At 69.2% G+C, this 16,805-nt stretch carries 15 protein-coding genes and 1 riboswitch; of the genes, 1 reads left to right on the top strand and 14 read right to left on the bottom strand.

The window, feature by feature from the left end:
* Nucleotides 1–38: 38 nt before the first annotated feature.
* The 11 genes from smc to NS4_RS12295 form a co-directional block, all read right to left on the bottom strand.
* Nucleotides 39–3,662, bottom strand: coding sequence for a chromosome segregation protein SMC (gene smc, locus NS4_RS12340; RefSeq protein WP_063059643.1), 3,624 nt, complete (start codon nucleotides 3,660–3,662; stop codon nucleotides 39–41).
* A gap of 180 nt (nucleotides 3,663–3,842) precedes the next feature.
* Nucleotides 3,843–4,262, bottom strand: a complete 420-nt coding sequence (locus NS4_RS12335; RefSeq protein WP_063059642.1) for a DUF1707 SHOCT-like domain-containing protein — start codon at nucleotides 4,260–4,262, stop codon at nucleotides 3,843–3,845.
* A gap of 98 nt (nucleotides 4,263–4,360) precedes the next feature.
* Nucleotides 4,361–4,627 carry an acylphosphatase gene (locus tag NS4_RS12330; protein ID WP_157106016.1) on the bottom strand — a complete coding sequence of 89 codons (267 nt, stop codon included), beginning with the start codon at nucleotides 4,625–4,627 and terminating at the stop codon, nucleotides 4,361–4,363.
* A 32-nt stretch (nucleotides 4,628–4,659) separates the two neighbouring features.
* Entirely contained in the window at nucleotides 4,660–5,145 is a 486-nt protein-coding gene (locus tag NS4_RS12325) for an OsmC family protein (RefSeq protein ID WP_084487164.1), read from the bottom strand.
* Nucleotides 5,146–5,458: 313 nt separating this feature from the next.
* On the bottom strand, nucleotides 5,459–6,523 hold the full coding sequence (locus NS4_RS12320) for a PHP domain-containing protein (protein WP_063059704.1): 1,065 nt from the start codon (nucleotides 6,521–6,523) through the stop codon (nucleotides 5,459–5,461).
* A gap of 3 nt (nucleotides 6,524–6,526) precedes the next feature.
* Nucleotides 6,527–7,108, bottom strand: a complete 582-nt coding sequence (locus NS4_RS12315) for a dihydrofolate reductase family protein (RefSeq protein ID WP_063059640.1) — start codon at nucleotides 7,106–7,108, stop codon at nucleotides 6,527–6,529.
* Nucleotides 7,109–7,190: 82 nt separating this feature from the next.
* Entirely contained in the window at nucleotides 7,191–8,078 is an 888-nt protein-coding gene (gene mutM, locus NS4_RS12310; protein ID WP_063059639.1) for a bifunctional DNA-formamidopyrimidine glycosylase/DNA-(apurinic or apyrimidinic site) lyase, read from the bottom strand.
* Nucleotides 8,079–8,801 carry a ribonuclease III gene (gene rnc / locus NS4_RS12305; RefSeq protein WP_063041739.1) on the bottom strand — a complete coding sequence of 241 codons (723 nt, stop codon included), beginning with the start codon at nucleotides 8,799–8,801 and terminating at the stop codon, nucleotides 8,079–8,081.
* An 11-nt stretch (nucleotides 8,802–8,812) separates the two neighbouring features.
* A complete protein-coding gene (gene rpmF / locus NS4_RS31475; protein ID WP_039825884.1) occupies nucleotides 8,813–8,995 on the bottom strand; it encodes a 50S ribosomal protein L32 in 183 nt (60 codons plus the stop codon).
* A 2-nt stretch (nucleotides 8,996–8,997) separates the two neighbouring features.
* Nucleotides 8,998–9,657: a YceD family protein gene (locus NS4_RS12300; RefSeq protein WP_174552089.1), complete on the bottom strand. Its 660-nt coding sequence runs from the start codon at nucleotides 9,655–9,657 to the stop codon at nucleotides 8,998–9,000.
* A gap of 498 nt (nucleotides 9,658–10,155) precedes the next feature.
* The gene (locus NS4_RS12295; protein ID WP_063059638.1) at nucleotides 10,156–10,902 is read right to left on the bottom strand and encodes a DivIVA domain-containing protein; all 747 of its coding nucleotides are present in this window, start codon (nucleotides 10,900–10,902) and stop codon (nucleotides 10,156–10,158) included.
* 223 nt (nucleotides 10,903–11,125) lie between these two features.
* Here NS4_RS12295 and NS4_RS12290 point away from each other — a divergent pair, with 223 nt between their 5' ends.
* A complete protein-coding gene (locus tag NS4_RS12290) occupies nucleotides 11,126–11,701 on the top strand; it encodes a GtrA family protein (RefSeq protein ID WP_084487146.1) in 576 nt (191 codons plus the stop codon).
* Here NS4_RS12290 and coaD read toward each other — a convergent pair.
* Genes coaD through NS4_RS12275 form a run of 3 tightly spaced genes read right to left on the bottom strand, consistent with a single transcriptional unit; the run spans nucleotide 11,669 to nucleotide 16,146 of the window.
* On the bottom strand, nucleotides 11,669–12,154 hold the full coding sequence (gene coaD / locus NS4_RS12285) for a pantetheine-phosphate adenylyltransferase (RefSeq protein WP_030521814.1): 486 nt from the start codon (nucleotides 12,152–12,154) through the stop codon (nucleotides 11,669–11,671). The genes NS4_RS12290 and coaD overlap by 33 nt on opposite strands.
* 3 nt (nucleotides 12,155–12,157) lie before the next feature.
* A complete protein-coding gene (gene rsmD / locus NS4_RS12280) occupies nucleotides 12,158–12,751 on the bottom strand; it encodes a 16S rRNA (guanine(966)-N(2))-methyltransferase RsmD (protein ID WP_063059637.1) in 594 nt (197 codons plus the stop codon).
* The gene (locus NS4_RS12275; protein ID WP_063059636.1) at nucleotides 12,748–16,146 is read right to left on the bottom strand and encodes a pyruvate carboxylase; all 3,399 of its coding nucleotides are present in this window, start codon (nucleotides 16,144–16,146) and stop codon (nucleotides 12,748–12,750) included. The genes rsmD and NS4_RS12275 overlap by 4 nt, the downstream gene beginning before the upstream one ends.
* A gap of 354 nt (nucleotides 16,147–16,500) precedes the next feature.
* Nucleotides 16,501–16,638: riboswitch (cobalamin riboswitch) on the top strand.
* Nucleotides 16,639–16,805: the final 167 nt, after the last annotated feature.

Below are 16,805 nucleotides of genomic sequence, written 5' to 3'. Positions count from 1 at the left end.
CGCGGGCCCACGGCATCGCCGGGCATACGGCGCGGCGGCTACTGTGCCGGGCTCCCGGCGGACGCGAGCTCGTGCCCGCGCAATCGCTGCGAGATGACCTGGGTGATGCCGTCGCCGCGCATGCTCACGCCGTAGAGCGCGTCGGCGATCTCCATGGTCGGCTTCTGGTGGGTGATGACGATCAGCTGGCTCTTCTCCCGCAACTGCTCGAACAGTCCGATGAGCCGGCGCAGGTTCGTGTCGTCGAGTGCCGCCTCCACCTCGTCCATCACATAGAACGGCGAGGGACGGGCGCGGAAGATGGCCACCAGCAGCGCCACCGCGGTCAGTGATTTCTCCCCGCCGGACAGCAGCGACAGCCGCTTGACCTTCTTCCCGGGCGGCCGCGCCTCCACTTCGATACCGGTGGTGAGCATATCGGTGGGGTCGGTGAGCAGCAGCCGGCCGTCGCCGCCGGGGAACAGCGCGGCGAAAACCTGGACGAACTCCCGTTCCACATCGGCGTAGGCGTCGGTGAAGACCTGCAGGATCCGCGCGTCCACCTCGGCCACCACGTCCAGCAGATCCTGGCGGGCCTTCTTGACGTCCTCGAGCTGGGTGGCCAGGAAGTTGTAGCGTTCCTCGAGCGCCGCGAACTCCTCGAGGGCCAGCGGGTTGACCTTGCCGAGAGTGGCCAGATCCTTTTCGGCGCGTTTGGCGCGCCGCTCCTGTGACGCGCGGTCGAACGGCATCGGGACCGGTGCGCTGACCTGCTCACCGCGTTCCTTGGCCTGCTCGTATTCCCGCATCTCCAGGTCGCTGGGCGGCAGGGCGACCTCGGGACCGTATTCGGCGATGAGATCGTCGAGCGCGATACCGAACTGTTCGGCGATGGTGGCTTCCAGCTGTTCGATCCGCAACGCCGCCTGCGCTTTGGCCACCTCGTCGCGGTGGACCGCGTCGGTGAGCTGCTCGAGCTGGGCGTTCAGGGCGCGTACCCGCTCTTTGATCCGGTCCACTTCGGTGGCGCATTCGGTACGCCGCCGGACCAATTCGTCGCGGCGCGCGGCGGCGGCCGCCACCACTTTCTCGAGTTCGGCCGCCAGATCCGCACCGGATCCGGCGACCGCGGCGGCGACGCCGGCGGCCTGACGCCGGGCGGCCTGCGCCCGTTCGGCCCGGGCCCGCGCCTCGCGTTCGGCCCGGGCGGCGCGCCGGAGCGTTTCCGCCTTACCGCGGACCGATTCGGCACGCTCCTCGGCCGTACGCACCGCCAGCCGCGCCTCCACCTCCATGGCCCGGGCTTCGGCCAGGGCGGCGGCGGCCTCTTCCCGGGCCAGTGCGGCGGCCTCGGTCCCGGCAGCGCCCGCGGCCTCGCTGTCGGTATCGGCCTGTTCGCGCTCGGCGTGCCGCAGCCGGTCCTCGAGCTCGGCCAGCTCGCCGATCGCTTTCTCGTGCGCGGTTTCGGCGTCGGCGCGCTGGCCGGTCAGCCGCTCGGCGTCGGTGTCGGCCGCGCGGACGGCCGCACCGAGCCGGCCGAGCCGTTCGTACACGGCATTGAGGGCCTGATCGGATTCGTGCAGGGCCAGTAAGGCGTGGTCGACCGCTTCTTTGCGGTCGGTCTGCTCGTCGAGCGCCCCGGCCAGACTCGCCTCCAGTTCCTCGGCGTGCCGGTGGGCGGCGACCAGATCGGCTTCGGCGGCATCGATACCCGCCTGGATCTCCAACCGGCTCGGAGACCGATCCGAACCGCCGACAAACCATCCGGTCCCGGCCAGATCGCCCTCCCGGGTGACCACCCGCAGTTCCGGGCGTGCGGTCAGCAGCGCCGACGCCGCGTCCAGATCGTCGACCACCGCGACCCGGCGGGTCAGCGCCACCACGGCCGCCCGTACCGGCCCCGGGCAGTCCACCACGTCCAGCAGCCAGCGCGCCGACCCCGGCAGTTCCGGTTCCGCGGGATCTGCCACTTCCGGCCCCTCGTACACCAGCGCGGCCCGCCCGCCGTCGGCCTTCCCCAGCGCCCGCAGTGCGCCCAGCGCCGTTTCTCCGGTATCGGCCACCACCGCTTCGGCCACCGGGCCGAGTACCGCCGCCACCGCCGGCTCGTACCCGGCGTGTACCCGCAATTGCCCCGACAGTGGGCCCAGCAGTCCGGCCGGCTGGTTCTCGGTGAGCCAGGCCGCGCCGTCGCGGCTGGCCAGGTTCATACCGAGCGCTTCGATCCGCGCGGTCAGCGAGGCGACCAGACGACCGGCTTCCCGATCCTCGGCGCGCAATTCGGTGACCCGGCGGTCGGCCAGGCCGAGCGCCTCCACGGCGTGCTCGTGCTGGGCGTCGAGCCCGGTCTCGCCGGCCTCCAGCTCGGCCAGTTCGTCCTGTACCGCGTCGAATTCCGACCGCGCAGCCGTCCCCCGGGCACGGGTCTCGGTGATGGCGGTGGACAACCGCACGATCTCGGCGTCGATCGATTGCGCGCGGGTGCGCAGGTTCTCGACCTGCCCCGACAACCGGACCAGCCCCTCGCGCCGGTCGGCGATGGCCCGTACCGCGGCCAGATGCGCCTGTTCGGCGGCCTTGGCGGCATGCTCGCGGTCGCCGAGAGCGTCCCGCGCGGCTTCCAGCGTTTCGGTCGCCATCTCGACGGCCTCACGCAGTTCGGCTTCCTCGGCCTCGACGCGGTCGGCTTCGGCCTCGAGCTGCTCGGGGTCGCGGCCGGTGTTCGCGGGGGCGGCCGTATCGAGGTGCCGGGCGCGATCGCCGGCGATCCGGATGGTCGCGTTGACCCGTTCGGAGAGCGCGGAGAGCTGGAACCACAGTTGTCCGGCGGCCTCGGCGCCGGGGGTGAGCCGGGAGAGCTGGTATTCCTGCTGGGCGAGCGCGGCATTGGCGGCATCCAGCTCGCTGCGTACGGTGATCTGCTGTTCCCGTGCGTAGGCCTCTTTGCTCTGCTGACTCTGCAGTTCGTTGCGCCGGGTGACCAGATCGTCGGCGGCCAGCCGCAATCGGGCGTCGCGCAGATCCGCCTGCACCGTCTGTGCCCGGCGCGCGACCTCGGCCTGCCGGCCCAGCGGTTTGAGCTGGCGGCGGAGTTCGGTGGTGAGGTCGGTGAGCCGGGCCAGGTTGGCCTGCATCGCATCCAGTTTGCGAACGGCCTTTTCCTTGCGTTTGCGGTGTTTGAGCACACCGGCGGCTTCCTCGATGAAGGCGCGCCGGTCCTCGGGGCGCGATTCGAGGATCGCCGAGAGCTGCCCCTGCCCGACGATGACATGCATTTCCCGGCCGATACCGGAGTCGCTGAGCAGTTCCTGCACATCCATGAGCCGGCAGGAGTTGCCGTTGATCTCGTATTCTCCGGCGCCGTCGCGGAACATGCGGCGGGTGATGGAGACCTCGGCGTAGTCGATGGGCAGGGCGCCGTCGGAATTGTCGATGGTCAGCGTGACCTCGGCGCGGCCCAGCGGGGCCCGCCCGGAGGTGCCGGCGAAGATGACGTCCTGCATCTTCCCACCGCGCAGCGCCTTGGCGCCCTGTTCGCCCATCACCCAGGTGAGCGCGTCGACGACATTGGATTTACCGGATCCGTTCGGTCCCACCACACAGGTGATCCCGGGCTCGAAGCGCAGGGTCGTCGCGGACGCGAAGGACTTGAATCCCTTCAACGTCAAGCTCTTCAGGTGCAACGCCGACGACCCTTTCCGCCTCCGTGACTGTCCGCCTCGCCCAGGCCGATCAGCCATCGTATCGGCCTGCGGCGCCGTATCACCGACCGGCGCACCGGCCGTGGCCGATCGATTGCCGGGTACGCCGGCGACCGCGGCCGGGCGTTCGCACCGGCCGGACGTCACGAAGGCTACCGGGCGTTATATCTTCCGGCGATGGCAGTGGCCGCTCTCGATACCGGTTGCCGCCCGCACTGCCAGCACCGCACCCCACGGGCCGATGACCCATATGGGCCAGAAATAGGTGAACTCGCCGACGCCCAGCGAGATCGCGCCCCAGATCACCAGCACCAGCACGCTGACCGTGAGCCACGCGGTGCCCTCGATCCGCTGCCAGATCGGGAAACGCGAGCGCGGTGACGCCGAACGCGCCGGCGCCAGGGTGGGCAGGTCGGCGAGGACGCCGGTGAGCTCCTCGCGGGTGGTGGTGCGGTACACCTGCGCGACCCGCTGATCGTATTCGGACAGGTCGATGCGGCCGTCACCGAGATGGCGGCTCAGATCGCGCACGATTCGATCGCGTTCGGCGTCCGAGGCCCGGGTTCCCGTCGTGATCTCCATTACCGCTCCCCTTACAGGTCGGACCACCTTCCACAGTGGATGCACTCAGAGTGCACCTTCCACTGTGTTATGTCAAGGTGGGCGGTGATCTCGCGGGACTACCGCTCGACGAAACCTCCCAGCCCGCCCCGCGCCGGCTCCCACGACTCGACCACCAGGTCCACCCGGCCGGGCGTATCCCCCGACCGCAACAGCGCCAGCAACCCCTCGGCCGCGGCACGCGGCCCCTCCGCCACCACGTGCACCCGGCCGTCGGCGGCATTCGTGGCATGCCCGGTGAGGCCGAGTTCCAGCGCCCGCGCCCGCGTCCACCATCGGAAGCCCACGCCCTGCACATATCCGTGCACCCAGGCGCTCAACCGCACCGGGTCGGTTCCTTCCGTAGCCGCGGCCACGATCAGTCGACCGTGTCGATATCGAACGACAGCGTCACCTTGCTGCCGGCCTTCAAGGTACGGCCGACCGTGCAGACCTTGTCGATGGCTCGCTGCACCGTCACCAGCAGCCGGTCCCGGGCCGCGGCGTCGAGCTCGCTGAGATCGAGCTCGAAGACCTCGTCGAGCTGCGGATACACCTCGTTCTCCCGGTCGGCGGCGCCGGACACCCGGATGGTGGCGTCGTAGTCGTCACCGAGCCGCCGCGACAGCGGGAGATCCGAACTCATCCCCGAGCAGGCCGCCAGCGCGATCTTCAGCAGCTCACCGGGGGTGAACACGCCGGGCACGCCTTCGGAACCGATGAGCACCTCGGCGCCGCGCGAACTGTGTCCGGTGTAGCGGCGAGTACCCGTCCGTTCCACCCACAGGGTGGTCGGCCCGGCCTGCGCCGCGGGCGCCGTCTCGCCCGCTGCCGGGGCTGATGCCGTAGAGGTGTTGTCAACCATGCTCGCGATCCTGCCACCCGCCGTCGCCACACCGTGCACCCGACCTCGGCCGATCGCGCCGTACGGCCCACGGCGCCTGCGCACGGCCTTTCGGCCCGCCGCTCATCGCGGACTCGAAGGTACGGTCGGCGCCACCGGCACCGCCACGACACCGTCAGGAGCCTGGGTGGCACACACGCGAACCCGCATAGCGGTTGACCACGCGTACCGGCTGATCGGCACCACCGACCTGCCGCCAGTTCGACACCCGCCCCTGGAACAGGTCGCGGATCTGCCCGCCCGTCAGATCCCGCACCCCGCACGTTTCCGCCGGTCAGCCGCCAGGAGTACGGGTCCACTCCAGAAGTTCCTCCACGGGGCGGGTGTTCACGACGCGCTCCGGCGGGACCTCGGCGGCCACCGCGCGGGCACAGCCGTAGCCCTGCCAGTCCAGCTGGCCCGGTGCATGCGCGTCGGTATCGATGGAGAACTCACAGCCCATCTCCACTGCGAGCCGGATCAACCGCGACGGCGGGTCCTGCCGTTCGGGGCGGCTGTTGATCTCTACCGCCGTACCGTAGCGGCGGCAGGCCTCGAACACGATCCGGGCGTCGAAATCCGATTCCGGCCGGGTACCGCGCCCGCCTTCGACCAACCTGCCCGTGCAGTGGCCGAGCACATCGACATTCGGGTTCGCCACCGCGTACACCATCCGCCGGGTCATGGTGTCGCGGTCGTCGCGCAACCGCGAATGCACACTGGCGACGACGATATCGAGTTCGGCGAGCAGATCGGCGTCCTGGTCGAGCGAGCCGTCGTCGAGGATATCGACCTCGATTCCGGTCAGTACCCGCAACGGCGCCAGTTCCGCGTTGAGTGCGGCCACCACGTCGAGTTGCCGCCGGAGCCGGTCGGCCGATAGCCCATTGGCCACCGTCAGCCGCGGCGAATGGTCGGTGAGGGCGCAGTACTCGTGCCCGATCGCGGCGGCACAGCCCATCATTTCGGCGATCGGGCTGCCGCCGTCGGACCAGTCCGAATGGGTGTGCAGATCACCGCGCAGCAGATCACGCAGGGGCGCGCCTTCGGCGCCGATCGGTTTCGCGGCGGCACGTAATTCGGCCAGATAGCGCGGCACGGTCCCGGCGTACGCCTCCTCGATCACCGCGGCGGTTTTGGGGCCGATTCCCGCCAGCTCCTGCCAGCTGCGGTCCCGGCGGTGCCGATCGGCCGCGGCATCGTCGAGGCCGGCGAGGGTGTCGGCGGCCCGGCGGTAGGCCTTCACCCGGTGCGTCTGCGCCCGGTCTCGTTCGAGCCAGAATCCGATCTCGCGCAAGGCCGCGATGGGCCCCGGCGCGGGCGATCCGGCCTGCTCCGCCCCCGGCGACTCGCCCGCCACCACCTAACCCACCCGGCCGTACTTGACGAAGGCGACGCCATCCTCGAAGACCTGGCTGGTGATCACCCGGAAACACGCCGGATCCGGCAGTCGCGGACCGGTCCCGAACAGCGGCCGTCCACGGCCCAGCACGATCGGATACAGCTTCAGGAAGACCTGATCGATCTCCGGCAGCAGCGCCCGGGCCAGTTCACCGCCACCGCACAACCAGATGCCCAGACCCTGCTCCCGTTTGAGTTCGGCCACCGCGGCGACCGGATCGGCGCCGATCAGCGCCACCGCCGGGTCCGGCGGGGCGGTGAGCGTAGTGGACACCACGTACTGCCGCAGATGCGCGTACGGGCTCGCGGTACCGGTACGGACCCCGAAATCGTGGGTCCTGCGGCCCATGATCACGGTGTCGAAGTTCTCGTTGCGCTTGGTGATACCCAGCGATTCGCGCACCCGCGACGGTAGCGTTTCCGGATACTGCGCGGTGATGGCGGGACCGTGGTCGCCGCCGACCGGGAAGAAATCCACCGAGCCGTCCTCGGTGGCGATGAACCCATCGATGGTGGCGGCGACGTAATAGGTGAGCTTGCGCATGGCCTGCCTCCCAGCCGGACCGGGTCGGTGATCTTGCCGAGGCCCACCGTAACCCGCCGCCGGGCCGGGCGCGAGAGGGTCGTCAGGAGGAAACGCGACGCCCGCGTGGCGGCGGCTGACAGCGCGGGCAGGAATAGGACGAGCGGTTCATGAACTTCTCCCGCACGATCACCGCCCCGCAGCGCGGGCACGGCCGGTCGCCGCGCCCGTACACCGCCAGGGCACGCTCGAAGTACCCTGATTCGCCGTTCACGTTCACGTACAGGGCGTCGAAGGAGGTACCGCCGGCGGCGAGCGCGTCGGTCATCACCGCGCGGGCCTCGGCGAGCAGGGTGCGCAGTACCGGACGGGTGAGCGCCGAGGCGATCCGGCCGCCGTGCACCTTCGCCCGCCACAGCGCCTCGTCGGCGTAGATGTTGCCGATCCCGGAGATCACGGCCTGATCCAGCAATACCCGCTTGATCTCGGTGTTCTTGGATCGCAGCACACCGATCACCCGCTCGGTGTCGAACCGGGGGTCCAGCGGATCACGGGCGATATGCGCGAGCAGGTCGGGGAGCAGATCACCGTCCACCTCCACCAGCGGTGCCAGTACCCAGCCGCCGAAGGTGCGCTGGTCGACGAAGCGCAGTTCACGCCCGTCGTCGAGGGTCGCCCGGATATGTGCGTGCTTCTCCACCGGTGCGCCGGCGGGCTGTACCAGCATCTGCCCGCTCATACCCAGATGCACGACCAGCGCGGTATCGGCGGATCCGCCGCCGGGTTCGTCGAAGGTGAGCCACAGATACTTCCCACGCCGCTGCGCCGCGGCCACCGTGAGCCCGGTGAGCCGGGCCGCCATATCGGCGGCACCCGCCTCGTGCCGGCGCACCGACCGCGGATGGGTGACGGTGACCGATTCCACGGTCCGCCCGCACAGATGTTCGGTGAGGCCGCGGCGTACGACCTCCACCTCGGGAAGTTCGGGCATTCAGGATTCGCCGGTCAACGCGCGGTAGGCCGCGCCCGCCGCCTTCTGCTCGGCTTCTTTCTTCGACCGGCCGACCCCCTGACCGTAGGCATCCCCGGCGATCACGGTGGTCGCGGTGAATTCCTTGTCGTGGTCGGGGCCGGTGGAGGTGATCTCGTAGCTGGGTACACCGAGACCGCGTTCGGCGGTCAACTCCTGCAGGCTGGTCTTGAAGTCCAGCCCCGCGCCCATCCGCGGACCGCGTTCGAGCAGATCGGCGAACAGCCGGAGCACGACCTCACGGGCCACGTCGATGCCGTGCTCGAGGTGGACGGCACCGAGCAGCGATTCCATACCGTCGGCGAGGATGCTGGGCTTGTCCCGGCCGCCGGTGAGTTCCTCACCTTTGCCGAGCAGCAGATGCGCGCCCAGACCACCCTCACCCAGGTTGCGTGCCACCTCGGCGAGCGCGTGCATGTTCACCACACTCGCGCGCAGCTTGGCCAGCTCACCCTCGGATTTCTCCGGATGCTCATGGTAGAGCCGTTCGGTGATGCTCAGACCGAGCACGGAGTCCCCGAGGAACTCGAGCCGCTCATTGGTCGGCAGGCCGCCGTTCTCGTACGCGTACGAGCGATGGGTCAGTGCCAATCGCAACAATTCCGGAGCCACCTCGACGCCCAGGGCGGCGAGCAGACCCGAATGATCACCCGGTTCACCGGGCTCGTCTTTACCCGCGGTCAACGGTCGCGGGGTCAGACGGCGGAAACGACCTGGCGGCCCTTGTAAGTACCGCAGGAGGGGCACGCGATATGCGGCGGGGTCTTCTGACCACACGCCCGGTTCGGGCAGGTGATCAGGGTGGGGGCGGCGGCCTTCCACTGGCTGCGCCGCGACCGGGTGTTGGAACGGGACATCCGGCGCTTGGGAACGGCCACGACTACTTCTCCTCTGTACTGTTACGTGCTGTCTCGGTGGAATGATCTCCGGTGGCCGCACCCTCGTCGGGGCTGCCGCTGCCGGGCGATCCGGAGGCGAATTTCGCCAGCCCGGCCCAGCGGGGATCAAGTATCTCATGCCCATGATCGGATCCCGCAATCGCCATCCGGACGCCGCACTCCGGGCACAGGCCCGGGCAGTCCGGCGAGCACAGCGGCTGCAGCGGCAATTCCAGACCCAGCTGGTCCACTACCAGGGGCTCGAGGTCGATGAGGTCGTCGCTCATCCGGTAGATCTCATCCTCGGAGGAGGTCTGGTCGGTGGCGCTGTCCGGGTAGGCGAACAACTCCGTCAGCGACAACCGCACGGTATCGGTGAACGGTTCGAGGCACCGTGAGCACTCACCGGCCACCGGTGCCTCGAGGGTGCCGGTGACGAGCACTCCCTCGGACACCGATTGCAACCGCAGATCCAGTTCGACCTCCGCGCCGACGGGTACGCCGACGAGGTCGAGTCCGAGTCGTTCGGTGGTGGTGACCGTCCGCCGCAGTTCGCGCATCGAGCCCGGGGCGCGACCGAGGCTGCGGACATCCAGCACGAAGCCCGCGCCGTGTGCACGAGGTGCACCCGAACGCGAGCGCGCGGTGGTATCGGCAGGCATCGCAAACACTCCACTGGGTGGGTCGGGGCTGTTGGTTTTGCGCCGGAATCGGCGAGCAACTACACCACAGTACGCGGCTTGGTCGGACCGGCAAAACTCGGTGGGAACGCAGCGACCGATCGCGGACGGTCACCGTCCATGGCGGGAAGTACCGACTTCGGTCCGCCGAGCACCTTTCGTCTACTCCGAATGGCCGGCATTCGTGGTCGGGCCCGCCCCCGTTTCTGGAGCGTATGCAGCCGAAAGTCCAGAGACTGGTGACCATTGAGCACTTGCGGCGACGTGCACCTCCCCAGGCCGGTCCAGGCGCACGACAGCATGCACCTTCTGTCTATTTCTGATGGTCTACCTCCACGGTCGGGGCCCGCCCCCGATTCTGGACCGACGGAGCGATTCTGGACCGACGGAGCGAAGGAGCGCAGCGACTGAACGGAGGAGGGAAGAATCGGGGTTACAGGGCCCCGACCCGCGCGCCGGAGGCGCGCAAACAAACACAGCTCACCGCCGGAACTCCGCGGCGTAATCGGGCACCCCAGACCCGTTGCGCAACTGCTGGCGGCCCCGGCCGACGGTGCGCAGCGCGCTGCCGAGGGTGTCCTCGAATTCGGCGAGTTTGGTGTCGACGTAGTGGTCGCAGTCGGCGCGCATCCGGTCGGCGTCGGCGTGCGCGGTGTCGATGATGCGGGCCGATTCGGCGTGCGCGGCCCGCACCACCTCCGTGTCCTCCACCAACCGACGCTGCTCGGCCTGGCCTTCGGCGACCGAGCGGTCGTAGGCGGCCTGGCCGGCTTCGACGGTCCGTTCGGCTTCGGCGCGGGCCCGGCCGGTGACCACCTCGTACTCGGCCTTGGCGTCGGCGATAAGGCGTTCGGCCTCGGCGGTGGCCGTATCGACCATCCGGTCGGCGTGCGCGGTGGCCTCGGCGACCATCCGGTCGGCGTGCGCCTTGGCCTCGGCGAGGATCCGGTCGGCCTCGGCGCGGGCGTCGGCCACGGTGCCGGCGGCCTGTTCGTCGGCGGAGCGGATGGTGTCCTGCGCGAGACCCCGGGCGTCGTCGACGATCTTGTCCCGGTGATCGAGCACATCCTGGGCGTCGTCGATCTCGGTGGGCAGCGCATCGCGCACGTCGTCGAGCAGATCGAGGGTTTCCGGACGCGGCACGATGCAGTTGCGCGTCGCGGGGATACCGCGTGCCTCCTCGACTATGGCGACCAGTTCGTCGAGCGCCTCGAATACCCGATACATGCTCAAAGTCCTCCTGCTGACGATCGGCGACACATCACGCCGTTCCCAGTGTGCCCCGGGCCGGTGGATGCGCCGAACCTACTTTCGGTGTGTCGCCGTTCTGCCCGATATCTGCAGAGTCACACAATCAACTGGAGACCCACCCTCCGCTTGGTGTTAAATTCTTGGGGAGCCCAACCGCGGCGCGGAGGGGTGTCTGTCCCTTGCCCGATCGGAACCGCCCATGACCATCCTGCAGTTGCCTACTTCCACGGCACTGACCACCGGGGATCTGGATATCGATTGGCCGGAAGCATTCACCCCCACCGCCTGGCGGCAGCGCCTCCTGCAGTACCTGCGCGGTGACCGTGCGTTCCCGCAGTTGATTCGTTTCGCACTGGTCGGCGGATTGAGCAATATTTCCTATGTCCTGCTCTTCCTGACCCTCACCGGCGCCGGGCCGCTGCTCGCCAATGTGGCCGGTTCGGTCGTGAGTACCGTCCTGGCCAACGAACTACACCGCCGGCTCACCTTTCACGCCGCCGAGCGGGTCGGCTGGTTCACCGCGCAGTGGGAAGGCGGCGGCCTGGCGCTGCTGGGGCTGGGTATCAGCACCGCGGCCCTGGCCGCGCTGGAGGTCCTGGCCCCGGCACTGAACGAGCCCGCCCAGGCCGCGGCCGTGCTGGCGATCAGCGCCGTGGTCGGGGGCCTGCGGTTCCTGGCGCTGCGCGGTCTGGTGTTCCGGCCGCTGCAGCGGGCCCGGGAAGTGACCGCCGCGCGGTCCGGGTCAGCCCGCTCGCTCGGCCAGCCGGTCGAGTAGCCGTTTGTGTACCAGCGGCGGCAGCATATCGCTGACATCGCCGCCGAAGGCCGCCACTTCCTTGACAAGGGAGCTGGACAGGTAGCTGAAGGTGGGGTTGGTCGCGATGAAGAAGGTGTCCACACCGGAGAGCTTCTTGTTCATCTGCGCCATCTGGAGTTCGTAGCCGAAATCACCGGCGTCGCGCAGCCCCTTGACGATGGCGGTGATGCCCTGCTCCCGGGCGAAATCGACCAGCAGACCGTCCCAGGAGGCGACCCGCACGCCTGCCAGATCCGCGGTGGCGTCGCGCAGCATCTCGATCCGTTCGTCGATCGAGAACATGCCCTGCTTCTTCTTGTTGATCATCACCGTGATCACGACCTCGTCGAATTGCTCGGCTACCCGCCGGAACACATCGAGATGGCCGTTGGTCACCGGATCGAAGGATCCCGGGCACAAAGCTCCTGCCATGGATCAGACGCTAGCAGGTTCGTCCCGGTTCGCCGGGTCCGCGCCGACGTACACCGCCGACTCGATCCGGGTCTCCCCGTAGCGCCGGGCGGCACGACCCTCGAAGCCTGCGGGCCAGTCGATCTCGACCGACCGGGCGGAGCGTTCGACCAGCAGTAACGCATCCTCGGCGAGCCAACCGTACGCGGCGAGCGCCGTGAGATCCCCTTCGACGGCCTCGGTCGGCAACTCGTAGGGCGGATCGGCGAACACCAGATCGAAAGCGCCCGCGCCGCCGTGGGCGAGCACCTGCGTCACCGTCCCGATCCGCACCTGTGCACCGGCCAGGCCCAACTCGGCGATATTGCCGCGCAGCACCCCGGCCGCCCGGCGGTCGGATTCGACCAGCAGTGCGGCGGCGGCGCCACGCGACAGCGCCTCCAGCCCGAGCGCGCCCGAACCGGCGTAGAGGTCGAGCACCCGGGCGCCGGCGAGGTCCATCCACGCCTCGATCGAGGAGAACACCGCCTCCCGCACCCGGTCGGAGGTGGGCCGGGTCCCGGCGGGTGGCACCTTCAGGCGCCGCCCACCGGCGGTCCCGGCGACGATCCGGGTCATTCGGATTCGCGCTCGCCCAGCTCGACCAGCAGATCACCGCCTTCGACCTGCTGTACCTGCGTGATGGCCACCCGGCCCACCACCCCGCCGCGCGGCGCGGTGATGGCGGCCTCCATCTTCATGGCCTCGATGGTGCCGATGGTGTCGCCCGAGGCGACCGCTTCCCCTTCGGCCACGGTCAGCGTCACGACGCCGGCGAAGGGCGCCGCGATGTGATGCGGGTTGTTCTTGTCGGCCTTCTCCGCGGCCGGGATCTCACTGGCGATGGAACGGTCACGCACGGATACCGGGCGCAACTGCCCGTTGAGGATGCACATGACCGTGCGCATCCCGCGTTCGTCGGGTTCGGAGATCGCCTCCAGCCCGATGAGCAGGATGACGCCCTTCTCTAGCTGTACCCGGTGTTCTTCGCCGTGGCGCAGGCCGTAGAAGAACTGGTTGGCCGACAGGCCGGTGGTATCGCCGTATTTCTCCCGGTGCGCCAGGAACTCCGCGGTCGGACCGGGGAACAGCAGCCGGTTGAGGGTCGCGCGTCGCTCCTCGGAGCTACCGGCCAGGCCCGCTTCGTCCGCGGCGGACAACTCGGATTCGGGTTTTGCCGCGCTCCGGCCGGCGAGCGCTCTCTCCCGGAACGGCTCGGGCCAACCGCCGGCCGGTGTGCCGAGTTCGCCGCGCAGGAAACCGATCACCGAATCGGGGATGTCGTAGCGACCCGGATCGGCGGCGAACTGCTCGATATCGATACCGGAGCCGACCAGCGACAGCGCCAGGTCACCGACCACCTTGGAGGAGGGCGTGACCTTGATCAGCCGGCCCAGCAAACGGTCCGCGGCCGCGTATTTCGCCTCGACCTCCTCGAACCGGTCGCCCAGCCCCAGGGCGATGGCCTGCTGGCGCAGGTTCGACAGCTGCCCGCCGGGGATCTCGTGGGTGTAGACGCGGCCGGTGGGCGCCGGCAGACCGGATTCGAACGGCGCGTACACCTTGCGCAGCGCCTCCCAGTAGGGCTCCAGATCGCAGACATTGCGCAGATTCAGCCCGGTGTCGTATTCGCTGTGCGCGGCGGCGGCCACGATCGCCGAGAGCGCGGGCTGGCTGGTGGTGCCGGCCATGGCGGCCGACGCGCCGTCGACGGCGTCGGCACCGGCCTGCCAGGCGGCGAGATAGGTGGCCAGCTGCCCACCCGGAGTGTCGTGGGTGTGCACATGGACCGGCAGATCGAAATTGCTGCGCAGCGCGGTCACCAGTTTCGCCGCGGCGGGCGCGCGCAACAGTCCGGCCATATCCTTGATCGCCAGTACGTGCGCGCCCGCGTCCACGATCTGCTCGGCCAGCTTGAGGTAGTAGTCGAGGGTGTAGAGCTTCTCGTCCGGGTCGGTGAGATCACCGGTGTAGGACAGCGCGACCTCGGCGATCGCGGTACCGGTTACCCGGACCGCGTCGATGGCCGGACGCATCTGGTCCACATTGTTCAGGGCATCGAAGATTCGGAAGATATCGATACCGGTCTCGGTGGCCTCGGCCACGAACGCCCGGGTCACCCGTTCCGGATAGGGGGTGTAGCCGACGGTGTTGCGGCCGCGCAGCAGCATCTGCAGGCAGATGTTCGGAATCGCCTCGCGCAGCGCGGCCAGCCGCTCCCACGGGTCCTCGTAGAGGAACCGCAGCGCCACATCGTAGGTCGCCCCGCCCCAGGCCTCGATGGACAGCAGTTCCGGGGTCAGTCGCGCCACATGCCCGGCCACATCGAGCAGGCCGTTGGTGCGTACCCGGGTCGCCAGCAGCGACTGGTGCGCGTCGCGGAAGGTGGTGTCGGTGACCCCGACCGCCTTCTGTTCGCGCAGCGCCCGCGCGAATCCCTCCGGGCCCAGCGTCAGCAGTTTCTGCCGCGAACCGTCCGGCGGCGGCACCGACAGGTCGATCGCGGGCAGTTTGTCGTGCGGGTACACCGTGGTCGGGCGGGCGCCGTGCGGTTTGTTCACCGTGACATCGGCCAGGTAGTTCAGGATCTTGGTGCCGCGGTCGGCGGGTTCGCGGGTGGCCAGCAGTTCCGGGCGCTCGTCGATGAACGAGGTGGTGATACGGCCCGCGGTGAAATCGTCGTCGCCGAGTACCGCGAGCAGGAACGGGATATTGGTGGTGACACCGCGGATCCGGAATTCCATCAGCGCCCGCCGGGCCCGCGCCACCGCCGCCGGGAAGTCCCGGCCGCGGCAGGTGAGCTTGACCAGCATGGAATCGAAGTAGGCGCCGATCTCCGCGCCGAGGTTCGCGCCGCCGTCGAGCCGGATACCGGCGCCGCCGGGGGTGCGGTAGGCGGTGATGCGACCGGTATCGGGGCGGAAGCCGTTGGCCGGGTCCTCGGTGGTGATCCGGCACTGCAGCGCCGCGCCGCGAATGGTCACCTTGTCCTGGCTCAGTCCCAGATCCGCCAGACTCTCCCCGGCCGCGATCCGCAACTGCGACTGCACCAGATCCACATCGGTGATCTCCTCGGTCACCGTGTGTTCCACCTGGATCCGCGGATTCATCTCGATGAACACGTGATTGCCGCGTTCGTCGAGCAGGAACTCCACCGTGCCCGCGCAGCTGTACCCGATCTGCCGGGCGAAGGCCACCGCGTCCGCGCAGATCCGGTCCCGCAATTCCGGATCCAGATTCGGGGCCGGCGCCAGCTCGATCACCTTCTGGTGCCGCCGCTGCAGCGAACAGTCCCGCTCGAACAGATGCATCACATCGCCCTGGGTATCGGCCAGGATCTGCACCTCGATATGCCGCGGGTTCACCACGGCCTGCTCCAGGAACACCGTCGGATCACCGAACGCCGACTCCGCCTCGCGCGAGGCCGCCTCGATCGCCTCCCGCAGCCCGGACGGCTCGGCCACCCGGCGCATCCCGCGTCCGCCACCGCCGGCGACAGCCTTCACGAAGACCGGGAACTCCATGGATTCCGCGGCCGCCAGCAACTCGGCCACATCGGCCGACGGCGCGCTCGAATCCAGGACCGGCAGCCCGGCCGCGCGCGCGGCCGCGATCGCGCGGGCCTTGTTGCCCGCCAGTTCGAGTACCTCGGCCGACGGTCCGATGAAGGTGATGCCCTCCCGCGCGCACGCGGCGGCCAGATCGGGATTCTCCGACAGGAACCCGTAGCCGGGGTAGATCGCATCGGCGCCCGCGGTCTTCGCCGCCTCGATGATGGCGTCGACCGAGAGGTAGGCGCGGACCGGATGACCTTCCTCGCCGATCTCGTATGCCTCGTCCGCCTTCAGGCGGTGGACCGAATTGCGGTCCTCGTGCGGGAAGACGGCAACCGTTCCGACACCGAGCTCGTACGCCGCGCGGAAGGCTCGGATGGCGATTTCGCCGCGGTTGGCAACCAAGACTTTCGAGAACATTGAACCAACGTACCCGGCGCCACACCCAGGAGCGACAGCGAAGTCCACTTCGCACAATCTTCACAAGCTCGTATGGCAACGCTGCGAAGTCCTGTTCACCGCAGCGTCATATCTCACCGCCCACGATCCCGGCCTGTGCGTATCGTCCGCTGCGGCCATCTCCCGGCTATCCGAGCGGTCCGGGCATCTTACGAAGATGTGCGAAGCCGGACGCGGATCCGGATACTGTTCGAGCCGCCGCGGGCGGGCTCGGCGCGTCCGCGTTATGGTGGATCCGCAGCTGGTCCGCCGGCCGGACGAACAGGAGCCCCGAACGTCCGCCCCCGGCGCCGAAGCCCGCACCACGCGGGTGAGAGGGAATCCGGTGGGAATCCGGAACTGTCCCGCAGCGGTGAGCAGGAACGACCGCCGTCATCAGCACTGGGCAGTACGCCCGGGAAGCGACGGCCAGTAGGTCGGCCGACAGGCCGGTGCCCGCGAGTCCGAAGACCTGCCGGTTGTACCGGATACGCCGTATCCGGTGGCCGTCGCCTCGTGGAGCGGGCGCCGCCACCAGTGCTGACATCCGGCCCGGCCGTACGACCGGGTCGTTCGGGGTCTCATCGGTGCCGTGCGCCCGGTAACGGCGATGTCCGTCGAACTTCACAGCACTGGAGAAC

The organism is Nocardia sienata NBRC 100364 (genome assembly GCF_001613205.1).
GTDB classification, from domain to species: domain Bacteria; phylum Actinomycetota; class Actinomycetes; order Mycobacteriales; family Mycobacteriaceae; genus Nocardia; species Nocardia sienata.
Note: the sequence above shows the minus strand (reverse complement) of the source record. Positions and strands in the feature narration are given on the sequence as shown.

Coding starts and splice junctions, on each gene's coding strand:
- NS4_RS12335 (WP_063059642.1), bottom strand. CDS start 4,262: ATGGAGATCACGACGGGAACCCGGGCCTCGGACGCCGAACGCGATCGA.
- NS4_RS12325 (WP_084487164.1), bottom strand. CDS start 5,145: ATGGTTGACAACACCTCTACGGCATCAGCCCCGGCAGCGGGCGAGACG.
- NS4_RS12315 (WP_063059640.1), bottom strand. CDS start 7,108: ATGCGCAAGCTCACCTATTACGTCGCCGCCACCATCGATGGGTTCATC.
- mutM (WP_063059639.1), bottom strand. CDS start 8,078: ATGCCCGAACTTCCCGAGGTGGAGGTCGTACGCCGCGGCCTCACCGAA.
- NS4_RS12300 (WP_174552089.1), bottom strand. CDS start 9,657: ATGCCTGCCGATACCACCGCGCGCTCGCGTTCGGGTGCACCTCGTGCA.
- NS4_RS12295 (WP_063059638.1), bottom strand. CDS start 10,902: ATGTATCGGGTATTCGAGGCGCTCGACGAACTGGTCGCCATAGTCGAG.
- NS4_RS12290 (WP_084487146.1), top strand. CDS start 11,126: ATGACCATCCTGCAGTTGCCTACTTCCACGGCACTGACCACCGGGGAT.
- coaD (WP_030521814.1), bottom strand. CDS start 12,154: ATGGCAGGAGCTTTGTGCCCGGGATCCTTCGATCCGGTGACCAACGGC.
- rsmD (WP_063059637.1), bottom strand. CDS start 12,751: ATGACCCGGATCGTCGCCGGGACCGCCGGTGGGCGGCGCCTGAAGGTG.
- NS4_RS12275 (WP_063059636.1), bottom strand. CDS start 16,146: ATGTTCTCGAAAGTCTTGGTTGCCAACCGCGGCGAAATCGCCATCCGA.